Origin of the sequence: Actinokineospora xionganensis (assembly GCF_014323725.1) — a bacterium.
Classification (GTDB): domain Bacteria; phylum Actinomycetota; class Actinomycetes; order Mycobacteriales; family Pseudonocardiaceae; genus Actinokineospora; species Actinokineospora xionganensis.
Genome location: NZ_JABVED010000017.1, coordinates 15,208 through 32,977, shown reverse-complemented (window position 1 = coordinate 32,977; position 17,770 = coordinate 15,208). Strand labels below are relative to the sequence as shown.

General features: G+C 70.8%; 13 protein-coding genes. 4 read left to right on the top strand and 9 right to left on the bottom strand.

Translation table 11 applies throughout. The features are described from left to right. Window positions 1–3: 3 nt before the first annotated feature. Window positions 4–723, bottom strand: a complete 720-nt coding sequence (locus GPZ80_RS25465; RefSeq protein WP_187223620.1) for a zf-HC2 domain-containing protein — start codon at window positions 721–723, stop codon at window positions 4–6. Window positions 724–796: 73 nt separating this feature from the next. On the opposite strand from GPZ80_RS25465, the gene GPZ80_RS25460 reads away from it, so the two are divergent. Then, complete coding sequence (locus GPZ80_RS25460; protein ID WP_312880571.1) at window positions 797–1,384, top strand: sigma-70 family RNA polymerase sigma factor; 588 nt, start codon at window positions 797–799, stop codon at window positions 1,382–1,384. Window positions 1,385–1,486: 102 nt separating this feature from the next. Here the strand turns inward: GPZ80_RS25460 and GPZ80_RS25455 are convergent, their stop codons facing one another. From GPZ80_RS25455 to GPZ80_RS25420, 8 genes are all read right to left on the bottom strand, one after another. Next, window positions 1,487–2,614: a VWA domain-containing protein gene (locus GPZ80_RS25455; protein ID WP_187223619.1), complete on the bottom strand. Its 1,128-nt coding sequence runs from the start codon at window positions 2,612–2,614 to the stop codon at window positions 1,487–1,489. Then, a complete protein-coding gene (locus GPZ80_RS25450) occupies window positions 2,611–4,788 on the bottom strand; it encodes a DUF5682 family protein (protein ID WP_187223618.1) in 2,178 nt (725 codons plus the stop codon). The genes GPZ80_RS25455 and GPZ80_RS25450 overlap by 4 nt, the downstream gene beginning before the upstream one ends. Further along, window positions 4,785–5,870, bottom strand: a complete 1,086-nt coding sequence (locus GPZ80_RS25445) for an ATP-binding protein (RefSeq protein WP_091383571.1) — start codon at window positions 5,868–5,870, stop codon at window positions 4,785–4,787. The genes GPZ80_RS25450 and GPZ80_RS25445 overlap by 4 nt, the downstream gene beginning before the upstream one ends. A 34-nt stretch (window positions 5,871–5,904) precedes the next feature. Next, window positions 5,905–7,323, bottom strand: coding sequence for a DUF5691 domain-containing protein (locus tag GPZ80_RS25440; protein ID WP_187223617.1), 1,419 nt, complete (start codon window positions 7,321–7,323; stop codon window positions 5,905–5,907). Further along, window positions 7,320–8,591: an SWIM zinc finger family protein gene (locus tag GPZ80_RS25435; protein ID WP_222719853.1), complete on the bottom strand. Its 1,272-nt coding sequence runs from the start codon at window positions 8,589–8,591 to the stop codon at window positions 7,320–7,322. Before GPZ80_RS25435 ends, GPZ80_RS25440 begins: the two co-directional genes overlap by 4 nt. A gap of 76 nt (window positions 8,592–8,667) precedes the next feature. After that, window positions 8,668–9,663: an LCP family protein gene (locus GPZ80_RS25430; protein ID WP_187223616.1), complete on the bottom strand. Its 996-nt coding sequence runs from the start codon at window positions 9,661–9,663 to the stop codon at window positions 8,668–8,670. Then, window positions 9,660–10,166 carry a SigE family RNA polymerase sigma factor gene (locus GPZ80_RS25425; protein WP_187223615.1) on the bottom strand — a complete coding sequence of 169 codons (507 nt, stop codon included), beginning with the start codon at window positions 10,164–10,166 and terminating at the stop codon, window positions 9,660–9,662. Before GPZ80_RS25425 ends, GPZ80_RS25430 begins: the two co-directional genes overlap by 4 nt. Window positions 10,167–10,432: 266 nt before the next feature. Then, on the bottom strand, window positions 10,433–11,533 hold the full coding sequence (locus GPZ80_RS25420; RefSeq protein ID WP_187223614.1) for a trypsin-like serine protease: 1,101 nt from the start codon (window positions 11,531–11,533) through the stop codon (window positions 10,433–10,435). A 409-nt stretch (window positions 11,534–11,942) separates the two neighbouring features. Here GPZ80_RS25420 and GPZ80_RS25415 point away from each other — a divergent pair, with 409 nt between their 5' ends. From GPZ80_RS25415 to GPZ80_RS25405, 3 genes are all read left to right on the top strand, one after another. Continuing rightward, entirely contained in the window at window positions 11,943–14,270 is a 2,328-nt protein-coding gene (locus GPZ80_RS25415) for a terpene synthase family protein (RefSeq protein WP_187223613.1), read from the top strand. 101 nt (window positions 14,271–14,371) lie between these two features. Then, complete coding sequence (locus GPZ80_RS25410; RefSeq protein ID WP_187223612.1) at window positions 14,372–15,484, top strand: DUF418 domain-containing protein; 1,113 nt, start codon at window positions 14,372–14,374, stop codon at window positions 15,482–15,484. A 437-nt stretch (window positions 15,485–15,921) separates the two neighbouring features. Next, the gene (locus GPZ80_RS25405; protein WP_187223611.1) at window positions 15,922–17,769 is read left to right on the top strand and encodes a PA domain-containing protein; all 1,848 of its coding nucleotides are present in this window, start codon (window positions 15,922–15,924) and stop codon (window positions 17,767–17,769) included. Window position 17,770 lies beyond the last annotated feature (1 nt).

The window sequence follows — 17,770 nt, the reverse complement described above, 5'->3', positions numbered from 1 at the left end:
GCGCTACGCGGCGCGGTGTCTGCCCGCGGGCCGCAGAAATCCTTGCCCCGGGCCACGTTCGGCGGGCCTACGGTCCTCAGCCCGCGCGGTGTCGGCGAATTCCCCAGGCGTGCCAACGGCGTCACCCCGTCCGGGCGTCGGCGCGGCGGAGTCGCGGCGCACCAAGAGCAGCAGGCACAGGGCGAACACGAGCACACCATGGCCGACCACGCGGGACGCGGGTACGGCATCGACGAACAGGTCGTAGGCCGAATATCCCAGCAACACCAAGACGAACCCGGAGAGCACCGGGATCAGTCCGGACGCCGCGCGGGGCCGCAGCGCCGCCCAGGCGAGCCCGATCCCGAGCGCGAGCGTCCAGGCGGTGCTCTCGTTGACCAGGTGCCCGGCGAACGGCCCGGCGTGCCCGTGCCCGACGTGCGCCATGGCCGTGTCGACGCCGACGATCTGCGCGATGGCCAGGGTCGACTGGGCGACGGCCACCACACCCAACCCTACCCGCGGCCACACCCGGGTCGCCTTCGGCGCGGCGGTGAGGATGGCGTCGGTCAGGTCGGGCACCGCCACCGCCACGCGCACGCGCAGCGAACGGGTCAGCGCCACCACGCCCGCCTGCCACTGCCGACAGGCGGCGCACCCGGCGAGGTGCCGGTCGGTGGCCTCGGCGGGCGCGGGCTCAACTTCGCTGTCGAGCCGTGCGGACACGGCTTCGCGGCACGTCACACAGTCCACATCACAGTTAGTCGCCCGTTCGGCCCTGGAAGTTCCCCGCACTTCCTCCGCTACGCTGCGCGGCGTGGGAGCACCAGAGGGCGACCAGAACGACGGTCACGACGACCTGACGGCGTGCGCACTGGCCGCGGGCGCGGGCGACCGGCGGGCCTTGGAACGATTCATCCGCGCGACCCAGCGCGACGTCTGGCGGTTCCTCGCCCACCTGACGCACCTGGACCTGGCGGACGACCTGACCCAGGAAACCTATCTGCGCGCCCTGCCGAGCCTCCCCCGCTTCGCGGGTAGGTCGACCGCCCGCACCTGGCTCTTCTCCATAGCCCGCCGCGTCGCGGTGGACAACGTCCGCTCCGCACTGACCCGCCCCAAGGTGGCGGCGATCGATGACTGGGCCACCTCAGCGGAAACCCGCCATGCGTCAACGCATCAGGGAGTGGCCGGGTTCGAGGACATCGTGGAGATGACCTTGTTGCTGGCGGACCTCTCGTCAGAGCGACGGGAGGCACTGGTGCTCACTCAGGTGCTGGGACTGTCCTATAACGAGGTGGCGGAGATCTGCGACTGTCCAGTAGGGACAGTCCGCTCCCGCATCGCCCGCGCCCGTGAGGATCTACTGCGGGCGGATGGAACACGGCGGACCTCATCGGGTTAGGCGCCGCAGGCAGCCTGGCACCACACCCCCGACATCCCCCGCGAACGCGAGGGGCGGACCACCCGAACAGGCACCCAGCAGGAGCCCGCAGGCAACCAAGCCTCACACCCACCGACTCAGATCCTCCCGCCGCAGAGCAGCCGAGAGAAGATCACCAAACCGATCAGGCGTGCAAGCGAACGCCGGAACCCCGAGAGCGGCGAAAGCGGCGGCATTGTCGTGATCATATGAAGGCGCACCGGAGTCGGCCAAAGCCAGCAGCGCCACCATCTGCACCCCGGATTCGACGATCATCCGAACCCGAGCCAGCATCTCCTCCCGGTTCCCACCCTCATAAAGATCACTCACCAACACCACCAACGTGTCCGCCGGTTTGCTGATCAACCCCTGCGTATAAGCGAGCGCCCGGTTGATATCAGTCCCACCACCAAGCTGCGTCCCGAACAGCACATCCACCGGATCCTCAAGCAGATCCGACAGATCCACCACGGCGGTGTCGAACGCGAACAGCTGAGTACGCAACGCCCGCATCGACGCCAGCACAGCACCGAAAAGGCTCGCGTACACAACGGATTCAGCCATCGACCCCGACTGGTCGATCGCCAGGATCACGTCCCGCTGAATGCTCTTGTTGCGCCGCCCATACCCCACCAGGCGCTCCGGGACGACCGTCCGCAGCTCAGGCGAGTAGTTGCGCAGGTTGGCATGTACTGTCCTGCCCCAGTTGATGTCCGCATGCCGGGGCCGCGCACTGCGGGCCGCCCGGTCAAGCGCCCCCCTCACCGCCGCACGAGTCGGCTCGCCCAGGCGGCTCTCCAAATCGTCCACCACCTTGCGCACGACGTCGCGAGCGGTCTGCTTGGTGCGTTCGGGCATCACGGAGTTGAGCGACAGCAGTGTCCCCACCAGGTGCACGTCCGGCTCGACGGCCGAGAGCAGTTCCGGTTCGAGCAGCAGCCGTTTGAGGCCGAGCCGGTGGACGGCGTCGCGCTGCATGACCTGCACGATGGAACTCGGAAAGTAGGCGCGGATGTCGCCCAGCCACCGGGCGACCCGCGGCGCGGAGGCGGCCAGCCCGCCCGAGCGCGGCGTGCCTGACTCCGGTTCGGGCTGGTACAGGGCGGCCAGCACACCGTCTATTTTGGAGTCCTCGGCGTTGAGGCCGACGCCGGTGCCGTCCTCGTCGCCGCCGAGGACCAGGCGCCACCGCCGCAGGCGTTCGTCGTTCACCGCACCCCCAACAGTGTCGCGAGCACCGGCACGGCGGCCGCCGCCCGTTCCTCGTCGAGCTCCGCCACGACCGCCGGGACACCCGAGCCGCGCCGGGCGGCGCGTTCGCCGATCGTGCGCCGCTCCGGGCCGGCGAACGCGCCGAAAGTACGCCGCAGCAACGGAAGGACCTGGGCGAACTGTTCGCAGGCGATACCAGCGAGCCAGCGGTCGAGGACGTCGAGGAGCGCGTCGTCGTGGATCAGCAGCAGGGCGCCGCCCGCGAAGAAGCCCTCGATGTAGGCGGCGGCCGCGGCGGGCGCGACACCGGCGGTCAGTTCCCGGCCCAGGCGCAGCGCGACCTCGTCGGTGACCACCCGGTCGGCGTCGTGCAGGAGCCGGGTGACCCGGCCTGCCAGCAGGGGCGGGGCGAAGTCCCGGGCGGCGACGGCCGCGAGCGCGTCGAGCCACTGGGCGGTCGCGGCCTCACCCAGCAGCCCTGTGGCCTCGTGCACGCCGTCGACCAAGGCGCAGAGCTCCTCGGCGGCTTGGTCGTCGAGGCCGTGCGCGGCCCGCGGGAGACCGGCGCAGACCCTGGTCAGGATCCGTTCGCTGACCGCGGTCAGCGCCGCGGTGTCGGTGCCGCGGACGTCGCCGTAGCGCGCGGCCCGGGCCAGCGGCGGGAGCGCGCCCATGAGCGCCGCGGCGTCCGCGTCGGCGGCGGCCCGGGTGTCGAGGGCGGCGAGCGCTACGGGCAGGGCGTCGACGAGGTCGGCGAGCAGGCAGTCCTCGATGGCGCCGGTGATGTCGGGCAGCGAGGACTCACCGGTGGTCCGTGACCGCACCACCGAGGTGGCGGCGGCGACCACGGACGTTCCGTGCACCCCGGCCGCGACGAGGTCGACCTCGAACGCCGGTTCCCAAGCCAGCGACCAGGTCTCGCGGAACGTGCCTTTGGAGCGGCGCGCGGAGATCGCGGGAACGCCCCAGTCGACGCCGAGGATCCGCAGCCGGTGCAGGAGCTTGGAACGCTCGGCGCCGTTGGTGTCACGCAGGTCCAGGTCGAGTTCGCGCTCCTGCGGGTCGCGCTTGAGCCGCAGCCTGCGCGCCTGGGCGGTGAGGTCGGCGGCGACCGGCGCCTGCGGCGTGCCCTCGGGCACCTCGCCCAGGCGCTCCCCCACGACCAGGCGCCTGGTCACGAGGTCGAGTTGCAGCTCATCGCCGCCGCACAGGACAGCCCGGGTCGCCTCGGTGACCTCGGACAGTCCCGCGACGGCCCGGCCGCGCAGCGCGGCAAGGGTGTCGGCCAGCCGGACAGCCTCGATCACGTGGGCGCTCGACACGGGCAGGTCCTCGGCGCGCAGCACCCGGGCGACGTCGGTCAGCCAGCGGGCGGTGATGTGGTCGGTCGCGGTGAACAGGTGGTGGTACCAGCCGGGCGAGGTGATGCCCGCGCCGTAGCCGCTGGTGGTGGCGAGCCTGCTGTGGGTCCACGGCACCCAGGTGCACGCGACCTTGCGCTTCGGGAGTCCTTTGAGGACTTTCTGGTCGTGCGTGGCGGGCGGGAAAGGTTGCCCCAGCGCGGGAACGTGCCAGGCGCCGCAGACCACGGCGATCCGCTCGTAACCGTCCTTTTGCGACTTGCGGATGACCTGGCGCATGTACGCCTCGCGCTGCCGCTCGCGCTCGTCGGTGTCCTGGTGCTCCTCGCGCAGGGCGCCCATCGCCTCGGCGATCACCTCGAACGGCGGCTCGCCGTGGCGGCCGTGTTCGATCATCTCGTCCCACCAGCGCTCGGCGTCGTCATAGCCCGCCAGCTGGGCCAAGGTCCCGAGCGGGTCCTCGGTGCGACCGCGGCGGCGGGTGGGTTCGGCGGCGAACTGGTGGGCGGCGGGCAGGTCGCAGAAGCGCACCGGGACGCCCGCCTCGACCGCGTGGCGGATCGCCTGCCATTCCGGGCTGAACACGGCGAACGGCCAGAACGCGGCGCGGGCGGCGTCGTCGGTGGCGTAGGCCAGCAGGGCGACCGGCGGCACCATGGTGTCCTCGGCGGCCCACGACACCAGGGCGTCGGCCTCCGGCGGGCCTTCGATCAGCACCAGGTCCGGCGCGAGGTCGGCGAGCGCGCGCACCACGGCCCGGGCGGAACCGGGGCCGTGGTGGCGGATGCCGAGCAGGGTGACCGCTGCGGTCATCCGCTCAGCTCCCGGCACGCCCGGTAGAAGTCCGACCAGCCATCGCGTTCGCGGACAACAGTCTCCAGGTACTCCATCCACACGACACGGTCGGCGGACGGGTCTTTCACGACCGCGCCAAGGATTCCGGCCGCCACGTCGTGCGGGCGCAGCACCCCGTCGCCGAAGTGCGCGGCGAGCGCGACACCGCCGGTGAGCACGCTGATCGCCTCCGCGGTGGACAGCGTGCCCGACGGGGACTTCACCGCGATCCGCCCGTCCTCGGTGCGCCCGGCGCGCAACTCGCGGAACACGGTGACCACGCGGCGGATCTCGGCGAGACCGGCGCTGTCGGCGGGCAGCGCGAGCGAGGCGCCGAGGTCGCTCACCCGACGGGTGACGATCTCGACCTCGGCCTCCGCGGTGTCCGGCAGCGGGAGGACGACGGTGTTGAACCGCCTGCGCAGCGCGCTGGACAGCTCGTTGACGCCCTTGTCGCGGTTGTTGGCGGTGGCGATGACGTTGAAGCCCGGGCGGGCCTGCGCCTCGGACTCGAGTTCCGGGATCGGAAGGGTCTTCTCGGACAGGATGGTGATGAGGCTGTCCTGCACGTCGGCCGGGATGCGGGTCAGCTCCTCGACCCGGGCCAGCCTGCCCTCCCGCATCGCGCGCAGCACCGGGCTGGGCACCAACGCCTGCTCGCTGGGCCCCTCGGCGATGAGCCGGGCGTAGTTCCAGCCGTAGCGGATCGCTTCCTCCGCGGTGCCCGCCGTGCCCTGGACCAGCAGCGTCGAGTCGCCGCTGATGGCAGCGGCGAGGTGTTCGGACACCCAGGTCTTCGCCGTGCCCGGCACGCCCAGCAGCAGGAGCGCGCGGTCGGTGGCGAGGGTGGCGATCGCGACCTCGATGAGCCTGCGCGGGCCGATGTACTTGGGGGTGATCACGGTGCCGTCAGGCAGGGTGGTGCCCAGAAGGTAGTTGAGCACCGCCCACGGTGAGAGCCGCCACGACGGCGGCCGCTGCCGGTCGTCGTGCTCGGCCAGCGCGGCCAACTCGGCGGCGTGGGCCTGCTCGGCGTGCGGGCGCAGCACGGTCTCGGTCATCTGTCATCCCTCTCACTGCGGCAGATCAGGGTATTCATCGCAATTCCTCCGCCATCTCGCGGCGGAACACCAGCGTCTCCGACAGGTGCCGGCGCCAGGCTGGCGCGTCCGGGGGCAGTGGCTCGACGGCGACTTTGTGCCGCAGGCACTCGGCGGGCACGGTGCGCGCGATGACTCCCGCCGCCCGGGCGACGGCGCGATGGTCGGTGTGGCCAGCCAGCCAGTCCAGGAGGGCGTTCCCCAGGTCGGTGGGCCAGGGGGCGGGCAGCGCCACGACGAGTTCGGCGAGGTCGGCGGACTTGCGCGCGCCGCCGAGTTCGGCGACCACCCGGGCCCGCTCGGCGGCGGGCAGCACGTTCACCAGCGCGGCGGTCTCCGGGGTGGTGAGGTCGTCGGTGGTGAGCAGCGCTCGCGCCCAGGCGACGTCGCGCTGGCGGATGGCGGCGGCGGCCCAGGCCTCGAGGAGCACGCCGGGATCGCAGCCCTGGACCGGCATCACCAGCAGTTCGGCGGGGCTCCGCTCCCACGCGGCGAGCGGGGACGCCGCCACGATGTGCCGCAGCCAGGCCGTGCGCTGTCCGCCCCGGGCGGGTGCGGCGGGGACGCCGTCGCGCGCCATGCCGCCGTCGCGGGTGGTCGGGAGCCGGACGGTGATCGTCGAATCGGCCACCGTGACCAGTGCACGAAGGCGCGCGGCCATCCGGGCGGCGAACGCGGAGGCGGGCCTGCCGGAGAGGATGTCGGCGGCCAGCGCCCGCACCTCCTGGGCCCGGTCGTCGAGGGCGGCTTCGAGGAAGTCGTCCCCGACCAGGTCACCGACGGCGCGCAGGAACCGCACGCGGTTCGCGGCGGGCTCAGCCACCCAGTCACGGGCCAACGCTTCGCGCGCGGCGGCCGGGTCGGCGGCGAACGTCTCCCGCAGCCAGCGCACCCGCTGGTCGGTGTCGCCGTAGCGCCACACGTCGGCGACATCGCAACGGTGGTCGGCCAGGTAGGTCCACTCAGGATTGAGCGCGCCCAGCCAACTGCCACGTCCCCCGGCGACCTCCGCGAACGAGGAGCGCAGCGCATGCCGCGTCCGCGCCAACTCGGCCAGGACCGGCAAGCGCTCCGGCGGCAACCGCATATCGGTGCGGCGCACCAGTTCCAGCCAGTCACCGAGCAGGTCGGTGTGATCGCCGGTGAGCATCCGATCGAGCCGTCGTCGCGCCACGGCGGGGATGACCGGCCTGGTGTCCTCGACCGCCTCGGCTATCGGCAGGCCGCCGGTCTCCGGGACCCGCCCCGCCCGCCGGTACCCGGCCATAAGCGCGGCAGCGGTCAGCAACCGACCGGCCGAGTCCCCGTCGTCGGGTACCAAAGCCCGCACGGACTCCGGCAACCCTTCGGTGTGCACCACCCGCCGCCGCGTGCCCAGCAGGGCGGCGGCCACCAGCTCATCCCACCCGCTCACAGCCGCACCGCTCGCTCCCCGTCCCAACAGGACAGCGGACGCAACCCGCTCACCGAAAGCTCCGCCGCCACCGTCAGCGCCCGCCCGCCCGAGACCGCCAGCAGCGGCCACGGGTCGACACCGGAGCCGAGCGGCAGCGCCGAACCGTCCACAGAGGACAGTCCCCAGTCCTTGCCCAGCGACACCGGCGCGACCTCGCGCAGCACCACCGGCAAACGGTCGAGCCACGGGTCGAGCGCCAGTCCGGCGGCGAACGCGGCCAGTGCGTCGTCCACGGTCCCACCTCCGGGCACCGGTGCGGGGACAGCGTCGTCGCGGTCGGCCACGAGGGCGCGCAGTGGCAGCGCGCCCGGGTAGAACGCCAGGGTTGCCGGGATCAGCGTGCCGGACACCAGGGAGGTGTCGAGAATCCGGCCCGGACCGGCGAACGACAGCACCAGCGCCCACCGCCCGCTCGAAGAACCCCGAAGCCACGTCCGCCTGGAGACCAACTGGTCGTTCTCCTGGTCGACATGTCCCGCGACCAGCCACTCGTCACGCACGCGGTCGCCGGAGGCGAGGACGTCGGCGGCGTCCACCGTGAACCCCAGCCGGGTGCGCACGGTCGCGGCGAGCGGGGCGGGCAGGTCATCGATCCGGGAGTACGCCACCGCGAGGGTCCGCAGCAGCGCGAGGTCCTCCAGCAGCCGCGACGGCCAGTCCCGCCCGCGGCCGGGGAGCATCGCGGCCCGCCGCAGTCCCGAAGCGAGCCCAGGGGCCTGGGCGTCGACCATGCGGGCGGCGACGCCGTAGAGCACGTCGGGACTCTGGTCGAGCACCGCCAGGCCGGTCGTCACCTGGTCGCCCAGCCAGCCGATCAGCTCCGCGGCACCGCCCGCGACCCGCGAGGCCCGCTTCTCCGCGCGCCGCGCGGCCGCTTCCTCGTCGCGCTCACCGGTTGGCTCGGCCCGCTTGGGCCGGGCCAGCCAGGTGTCGATCCACTCCGGCTCGCCGGACTCCGGGACCGCGCCCTCGGCCCACAGCAGGAGCAATCCGATGGCGTGCTTGCAGGGGAACTTCCGGCTCGGACACGAGCACTTGAACGCGGGCTCCGCCAGGTCGACGCCGACTTGGTACGGCGCCTTCCCACTCCCCTGGCAGTCACCCCACACCGCGTGCGCCGATGCCCCGAGCGAGGGCCACTTCGCCGGGCTCGCCTGGCTCCGACCGGCCTTCGCGGAGGCGGGGTCGGGCGCGAGGTCGAGCACCCGCTCAGCGGTCCATCGCAACCCGCGCCCTCGTCTCTATCCGCACTGCCCCGTCAACCCGAGCATGCCGGCTGACACCGACACCGGCGGTCCCAGGTCAGTCCACGCAGTCCGGCGCCGCGGGCGCCTCCCCGGCCAGCGCGGACTGGACGAACGGCCGCACCACCTCCGGCGACACCTCCAACCCGGCTCCCTGCGGGGAACTCACCTCCAAGTCCACGGGGATCAGCGCGACCCGGACCCCGCCGCGCGTCCTGGCCAGGCTCTCGACGAGCCCGAGCAGGTCCGCGTCGGTGACCACGTGATCGCGGACGGCGGCCAGCACCCCGGCCGCGTTGGCGGGAGTGACGCGGCCGATCAACCCGGAGAGGAAAACCTGCTGGCGCATGATCCGGTCCAGGTCTCCGTTGGGAAGTCCGCGGCGCTGCCGCACGAACGCCAGCGCGTCGGGCCCGGTCAGCAGAGACCTGCCCGCCCGGAAGTCGGCCTGGGCGAGCGGGTCACGAGTATCCGACCGCACACACACCTCGACGCCGCCCACCGCGTCCGCCGCCCGGCCGATCGCGGCCATGTCGATCAAGAGGTAGTCGTCGATCTCCATGCCGGTGAGCCCGCCGACGACGGACATCGTCAACTCGGCCCCCGTCTTGTCCGCCGCGCCCTGGCTCGCTCCGGCCGCCAGCGCGGCCTCCCGTCCCTGGCTGAACGCCGAGTTCACCTTCCCGGGGCCGAACCCAGGGATGTCGACGAGCGTGTCGCGCGGCACGGAGATCGCCGTCGCCCGCTCGCCTGCGAGCCGGGTCAGCATGATCGTGTCGGTGCGGCTCTCCCCGTCCCGGCCGAGCACCAGGATCGTGCGCTCCTCGACGACGCCGGGCGCGGCGGGTGGGGCCTGGTCACGGCGCATCAGTTGCGGGATGACCACGGCGGACGCCGCCACGACCACCACCGCGACGGCCGCGAACACCAGCGCCATCGACCGCCGCGGCCGCTCACGCTGGAGCGCTCGGATGACGACTGAGCCGTCCACTGCGCGGCCCGCCTGTTCGGTGACGGCTTCGCGGATCAGGGACTCGGTCTTGTCGTGCGTCATGAGTGGACCTCCGTCACGGTCAGGTCGGCGGCGGCGCGCAGGGTGCCCAGCGCGCGCGAGATGTGGCTGCGGACGGTCCCCGCGGAGCAGCCGAGGACCTCGGCGATCTCCGCGTCGGTACTGTCCTCGTAGTAGCGCAGGACGATCGCGGCCCGCTGTTTGCGCGGCAACGTGGCGATCCGGATCCGCATGGCCTCACGTTCGGCGTGGCGGACCGCCGGGTCGCCCCCGGAGGGCCCGATCGCCTCCAGCGTCGAGTGTGCCGAGGTGACATCGCGCGCGGCCCGCCTGCGCCGCCACGAGAGGTACTCGTTGGTGATCATCCGCTTGACGTAGAGGTCGGGGGCGTCGAGTCCTCCGATGCGTCCCCATCGCGACTGCGCGCGGAGCAGGACTTCCTGCACGACGTCCTGCGCGAGATGCGGATCGCAGGTCAACGCCGTGGCGTAGCGCAGCAGCCGGTCTATCCGTTCGGCCACGAACGCGTCGAAACTGTCCGGCACTATCGCTCCTTTCCCTGGTCGACACCCCCACAACGCGGTGACGGCCGCGATTGTTGAGTGCGCTGGGAAAGAAAACTCGTGACACCGGACCAGTGGGCCGACACTGGCGACCGATCCGGTGTGACGACGTTGTACTGCCGCATCGCCGTCGGGGGCGATGTCCCAGTGGTCGGTCAGGCGCGGACAAAGTTCCCACACCACCCGATCGAGCGAAAAGGCGGTGGCCCATCTCGGGCGCGGAGATGGGCCACCTGTCTCTCAGGAACCTAGAACTGCAGGCTCCAGGCATCGATGTATCCGGTGTCGTAGCGGGCCACGTCCTGGACCTTGAGCTTCCAGGTCCCGTTCGCGACCTCGGTAGACGCGTTCACCGTGTACGTGGTGATGACGTTGTCAGCGGAGTCGTTGGAGCTGGAGCTCTTGAGCCGGTAGGCCGAGCCGTCCGGGGCCACCAGGTCGATGACCACGTCGCCGCGCCAGGTGTGCTTGATGTCGACGTCGACCTTCAGTGTCGACGGCGCGTTGCCCGCCTGGCCGGTGACGGTGACGTCGCTGGTGATCGCGACCCCGGCGTCCGGGATGGTGACGTTGTTGGTGTTCTCGAACTTGCTCCCGGTGGGCGGCGGCTCCGTGGTGCCGCCGGTCTGCTGGTTGATCCAGGCGAGGTTGGCCGCGATGCCGGTGTAGAGGGTCGTGGTCGCGCACTCGCCGTTGTTGTCGCCAGGCCCCTTGGTCTCGCCGACCAGGGTCCAGTTGCCGCGCGAGCCGACCAGGGCGGGACCGCCGGAGTCGCCGTGGCAGGCCGAGTGGGTGCGGTCGCCGGAGATGCAGACGTCGGTCGACTTCCCGCCGCCCGCGTAGCAGCGGCTCGACTCCAGCACCGTCAGGTCGATCTCCTGCAGGTACGACGGGTTGGAGCAGCTGGGCCAGCTGGTGCAGCCGAAGCCGATGAGCCGGGCGGGCGTGCCCGGCGCCGGGTTCGACGCGGCCATCTTGACCGGGGTCATGGTCGAGGGCTGCGACAGGTGCATCAGAGTCAGGTCGGTGCCGGTCTTGTCGACCCTTCGGTCGATGCCGCGGACCTCGCCGCCGGAGGAGCGGTAGACCGAGCCGATGCGGGCGGACGAGGCGTTGCCGCAGTGGGTGGCGGTGACGATCCACTGCGGGGCGACCAGGCTGCCGCCGCAGCCGTTGCTCATGGCGGCGTGGAAGGAGTACGTCTCGGTGGCGTTGCCGCCGCCGATGATCTGGATCTCCTGGGGTGGGTCGTCCGACGGCGGGGCGGCCAGCGCGGCCTCGCCGACGGTCACCGCCACTCCCAGTGCCAGCGCGGCGGCCGCGAGGCGGCCCAGCCAACGGTGCTTCATGTGTATGCCCTCTCGGATAACGCTGCAGGGTGGGCGGGAGCAGGCAGGCGATCCCGCTTGTCTCGCACGATGGCCCCGGCTGAGGGCCGCGCATCATCAGAGATGGGCATTCACCGAACTGATGGCCGGTCGCGCTCTGTGATCGACTCCCCCTCGACATCCCCGCGTTCTTGCCAGATGTGATGCGGCACAAGGGATCCGAGCACCACCGCAAGTAGTCGAACAGGATTCGCGAATCTCCTCGCGAACTCATCTGTGAACTGGTGATGTCCGCGTGCGGAAACCGGTGAGAAGCGCTCGATCGTGTGGTTGCCGGTTCGGGGCCTTGGCGCGGCGCTGGCCGCTTTGGTTTCGTGGACAAGGTCGAGATCAGCATCGCCCCACTCCCCGGAACGGCAGGTACCACGCCATGCAGCCCTTCGAGCTGCCCGAGTTCTATCTGGTCCACCCCTCACGGCTGAACCCGAACGTGGACCAGGCCCGCCGCGACAGCAAGGCCTGGGCGTACGCGATGGACATGATCGACGTGCCCCAGGCGGGCACCCCGATCTGGAGCGAAGCCGACCTCGACTCCCACGACTACGCCCTGCTGTGCGCCTACACGCACCCGGACGCGTCCGGCCCCGAACTAGACCTGATCACCGAGTGGTACGTCTGGGTGTTCTACTTCGACGACCACTTCCTGGAGCTCTACAAGCGCTCCCGCGACATCGCGGGAGCGCGCGCCTATCTCGACCGGCTGCGGCTGTTCATGCCGGTGCGCGACGAGATCACCGAGACGCCGACCAACCCGGTCGAGGCCGGACTGGCCGACCTGTGGGCGCGCACGGTGCCCGCGATGTCCACCGACTGGCGCGAGCGGTTCGCCGAGAGCACCAAGAACCTGCTCGACGAGTCGCTGTGGGAGCTGGCGAACATCAGCGAGGGCCGGGTGTCGAACCCGGTGGAGTACATCGAGATGCGCCGCAAGGTCGGCGGCGCGCCATGGTCGGCGAACCTGGTCGAGCACGCCGTCGGCGCCGAGGTGCCCGCCGCGATCGCCGCGTCGCGGCCCATGCACGTCCTGCGCGACACGTTCTCCGACGCCGTGCACCTGCGCAACGACCTGTTCTCCTATGAGCGCGAGGTCCTCGACGAGGGCGAGCTCAGCAACGGCGTGCTGGTGTTCGAGAAGTTCCTCGGCTGCACCACGCAGGAGGCCGCCGAGGCGGTCAACGACCTGCTGACCTCGCGGCTGCACCAGTTCGAGCACACAACGTTCACCGAACTGCCACCGCTGTTCGACGAGCACGGCCTAGACCCGGTCCAGCGCGCCGGGGTGTTCGCCTACGTCAAGGGCTTGCAGGACTGGCAGTCCGGCGGCCACGAGTGGCACACGCGGTCGAGCCGGTACATGAACGGCGGCGGCGCGGAGCCCGTGCTCGGCGGCCCGAAGGGGCTGGGCACGTCGGCGGCGCGGATCGTCACGTCCCTGGTCAACACCGCCGGTCAGCGGGTGCGCTCGTTCACCCACACGCCGTTCGAGCGGGTCGGCCCGCTGCCGGTGCCGGAGCTGTACATCCCGTACGCCAACACGCTGAGCCCACACCTGTCGGCGGCGAGGGAGAACCTCGTCGGCTGGTGCGAGCGGATGGGCATGCTCGACTCGGTCGTCTGGCACGAGCACACCCTGCGCGCCGCCGACCTGCCGCTGTGCGCGGCGGGCATCCACCCGGACGCCACGCCCGCCGAACTCGACATCACCAGCGCCTGGCTGGCCTGGGGCACCTACGCCGACGACTACTACCCGCTGGTGTTCGGCCGCAGCCTCGACCACGCGGGCGCCCGGGCGTGCAACGAACGCCTGCACGCCATGATGCCGGTCGACGGCGAGCCCACGCCGGTCCCCGTCAGCGGGTTGGAGCACAGCCTCGCCGACCTGTGGGCGCGCACGGCGGGCCCGATGAGCGTCGAGGCGCGGAGCACGTTCAAGGCCACCGTGGTCGATATGACGCGGAGTTGGCTGTGGGAGTTGGACAACCAGGCGCAGAACCGGATCCCGGACCCGGTCGACTACCTCGAGATGCGTCGGCAGACGTTCGGGTCGGACCTGACGATGAGCCTGTGCAGGCTGTCCCACGGCCGGACGGTGCCGCCCGAGATCTACCACTCGCGGCCGGTCCGGGCGATGGAGACCGCCGCCGCCGACTGGGCGTGCCTGGTCAACGACCTGTACTCCTACCAGAAGGAAATCCAGTACGAGGGCGAGATCCACAACGGCGTGCTCGTGGTGCAGAACTTCTTCGACTGCGACTTGGAGCACGCGGCGGCGGTGGTGGTCGACCTGATGACCTCACGGATGCGCCAGTTCGAGCACGTCGTCGACATCGACCTGCCGACCCTGTTCGACGACTTCAACCTCGACACGACCGCACGCGCCACGCTGACGGGGTACGCCGAGGAGTTGAAGCACTGGATGGCGGGGATCCTGAACTGGCACGTGCATGTCGACCGGTACAAGGAGTCCTATTTGGACCAGACAGCTCTGGGTCACCTGCCCGCGGTCGCCCGGCACCTGGGACCGACCGGCTTGGGCACCACGGGCAGCCGGATCGCGCCGGACCGCGGCACGAAGGTCCCGTTCCCCTCGGCTTCGGCCAAGGCGCCCGCAGTCGGGCGGCACCTGGGCCCGACGGGTCTGGGCACCCCGAGCAGCCGAATCGCGCCGGGCCGGGGAGCCAAGGTCCCGCAGGTCTGAGTCAGCCGAAGGTCCGACCCGGGCATCCGTCGAAAGGCTGACGCCCGGGTCGGCGCCGCAGGCTAGCGTCGACTCCGTTGTGCGACAACGGAGGGGGACACATGGTCGGGGGACGCGTCGCGGCTTTGGATGTGCTGCGTGGGGTGGCGATCCTGGGGACGCTGGGCACGAATATCTGGATCTTCACCACACCCGGCGGTGCCGCAGGCTTTCTCAGCGGGGGCGGGTCGGGGTTCGCCGAGACGTTTCTCAGGTTTCTGAGCAACGGGAAGTTCCTGGCGCTGCTGTCCATCATGTTCGGCATCGGCCTGGCGATGCAGCACGCCTCGGCGGTGCGCCGGGGTGAGCGCTGGCCCGGCTGGTACCTGTGGCGCTCGGCGCTGCTGCTGCTCGAAGGGCTCATCCACTATGTGCTGATCTTCGAGTTCGACGTGCTGATGTTCTACGCACTCGTGTCCGTCCTGGTCGCCTACCTCGTCGGGCGCGGTGACAAGGTGATCCGCGGGTGGATGATCGGGCAGGCCGTCCTGCTGGTCAGCATCATCGGTCTGCTCACGTGGGCCCTGCTCGCGAGCAAAGCCGGTGGCCCCTCGGGTGGGCTGCCCGCCGACACGTCGAGTTGGTTCGCGCAGGTCCAGGCCCGGCTCGACTACGCCGGTGTCTACCGCGTGGAGGCGATCTTCGCCATCCCGCTGAGCACCGTCCTGTTCCTCGCGGGCGCTCGCCTGCTGCGGGCGGGCGCCCTGGAGGACTCCGACCGCGGCAAGCGGATCCAGCGCGGGCTGACGGTGTGGGGACTCGGGCTCGGCGTCCCGCTCAACGCGGTCACCAGCTTCGCCGGAACCGAGTGGTTCTTGGTCGACCGGTACCTGTGCGCGCCGGTCGTGGCCTTCGGGCTGCTCGGCCTGATCACCATGGTGGTCAACCGGATGCGCGCCGAGGCGGGCGTGGTGCGGCGCGGCCTCACCTCCGTCGGGCGAGCCGCGCTCACCTGTTACGTCGGGCAGAACGTGATCGCCTCGATCCTGTGCTACGACTGGGGTTTCGGCCTCAACGGCCACGGTCCCGCGGTCAGCGCCGCGCTGTGGCTGGTGATCTCGGTGCTGCTCATGGCCGGGGCGGCATGGTGGCTGCGCCGGCACGAGCGCGGGCCGGTGGAGGCGCTGTGGCAGTGGGCGTACCGCGCTCCCCAGCCCCGGCCCGCCCTGCGCTGACGCGCCGCCGGATCAGCCACGCCTCGACCACCACCAGCGGCAGCACCCAAGGGCTCCCCTACCACCTCGAACGTGCCCCTGACCTGGCCACTTCGGCTGTCACCTCGTCCCCACACGCCTCGGTACCGATCTTGGTGACCACGGTAGGAACCAGGCGACGCCGAACCAATCGGGTGCACACCAGAATCGACGGTAGGGATAACCCCCGCTCCCGGATGACTACGCGTAGCGGAAATTCGGAGCGGTCGGGACGAAACGCCGCCCGTTCGAGCGGCGACTCCCCCGTATGAGGGAATTGCTTGTCGAACTTCGCATGCGCGCATAGCGTCCATCGGCTGGATTCCCGCCTGACCTACCCGGAGGCGAAAATGCGTGATCCGCGCAGATCGCGAGCACGACAGACCGGCCTACTCGGCGCCGTCGTACTCGTTGCCAGTGTGTTGTCCACGGGCGTTTCCAGCGCCCACCCCGACCATCCCGGCGGCGGCCGGGAGGACTTCCCCGGCGAGGGCGTCGCCGACGGCATGTACAAGCAGCATGACGGCGAAGAGGGCCACCTCCCGCCGGTCAACAACAACATCACCCTCGTCGGCAAGGGCGAGGTGACCAACCCCGCGGGCACGGGCAACACCGGCCGCGTCGCCGACGTGACCGCCCACGGCGACTACGCCTACCTCACCGCCTTCCGCGAGCCGACGTGCGAGCAGACCGGCGTGCACGTCATGGACATCTCCGACCCCGCCAACCCCGCCGAGGTCCTCGACGCGTTCATCCCGACCAGCGCCGGGTCCTACGCCGGTGAGGGCATCCAGGTCATCCACGTCGAGAACGCCTCGTTCACCGGCGACCTGCTCGCCCACCAGAACGAGACCTGCCCCGGGCAGACGCCGCCCGCGCCGAACCGCGGCGGCATCTCCTTGTGGGACGTCACCGACCCGCGCGACCCCAAGCCGGTCGCGCTGCACACCGGCGACTTCAGCAACCCGAGCGGCGCGACCGACCCGGCCCCGAACTCGACGCACAGCATGCGGATGTGGACCAACAACTTCGACAACAGAAGCTACGTCGCGCTCGTCGACAACGAGGAGCTCGCCGACGTCGACATCATGGACATCACCAACCCCTACGCCCCGGTGATGGTCAACGACACCCTCGACCTGGTGGCCCAGTTCGGTGTCAACCAGGCCACTCCGAGCAACCTGACCTCGACCTTCAGCCACGACATGATGATCACCAAGGTCGGCCAGCGGTACGTGATGAACGTGAACTACTGGGATGGCGGCTACGTCCTGCTCGACGTCACCGACCCGCGTCCGGGCAAGGTGGCCCTGATCGCCGAGAGCGACTACGGGCCCCTCGACGAGGAGCGGCTCGCCCGCGGGCACTCGATCTCGCCCGAGGGCAACGCCCACCAGTCCGAGTTGTCGCCGAACAACAAGTTCATGATCGGCACCGACGAGGACTTCAACCCGTACCGGGTGACCGCGACGATCGACTCCGGCCCGTACGCAGGCCAGTCCTACATCGCGACCCAGGCGAGCAACACCCCGCCGATCGACCAGAACACCACGATCAGCGGACCGACGACCTACGTCGGCGAAGGGTGCGCCCCAGTCGCCCCCGGCACTGGGACCGCACTCGTCGAACGCGGCACCTGCGCGTTCCAGGTGAAGCTGGACAACATCACCGCCGCGGGCTACTCAGCGGGCATCGTGTTCCAGAACGCCCGGCCGGACTGCCTGGCGGGCGTGACGATGCTGGCGAGCGGGACCCTCCCGTACGTGTTCGTGAACCGGCTCAACGGCCTCAAGTTGCTGGGCGTGCCCGGCGTGACCGAGGCCAACGCCTGCACCACCGCGAGCCCGTCGCCTGGTCCTGGTGAGACCACGACGATCAAGGCCGTGTTCGACGGCTGGGGCTACGTGCGGCTCTTCTCGACCAGCATCCCGCACAAGGCGGGCACGACCGGTGCGATCAGCCAGCTCGACACCTACAGCGTGCCCGAGGCGCAGGACCCGGCCTACGCGACCGGATTCGGCGACCTCTCGGTGCACGAGGTCGCGATGGACCCCGACAACAGCAGCCTCGCCTACCTCTCGTACTACGCCGCCGGACTGCGGGTGCTCGAGTACGGGAAGAACGGCATCCAAGAGGTCGGCGCCTTCATCGACGAGGGTGGCAGCAACTTCTGGGGCGTCGAGGTCTGGAAGGACGAGAACGGGGAGAAGTACATCCTCGGCAGTGACCGGGACTTCGGTCTCTACGTGTTCAAGTACAACGGCTGAG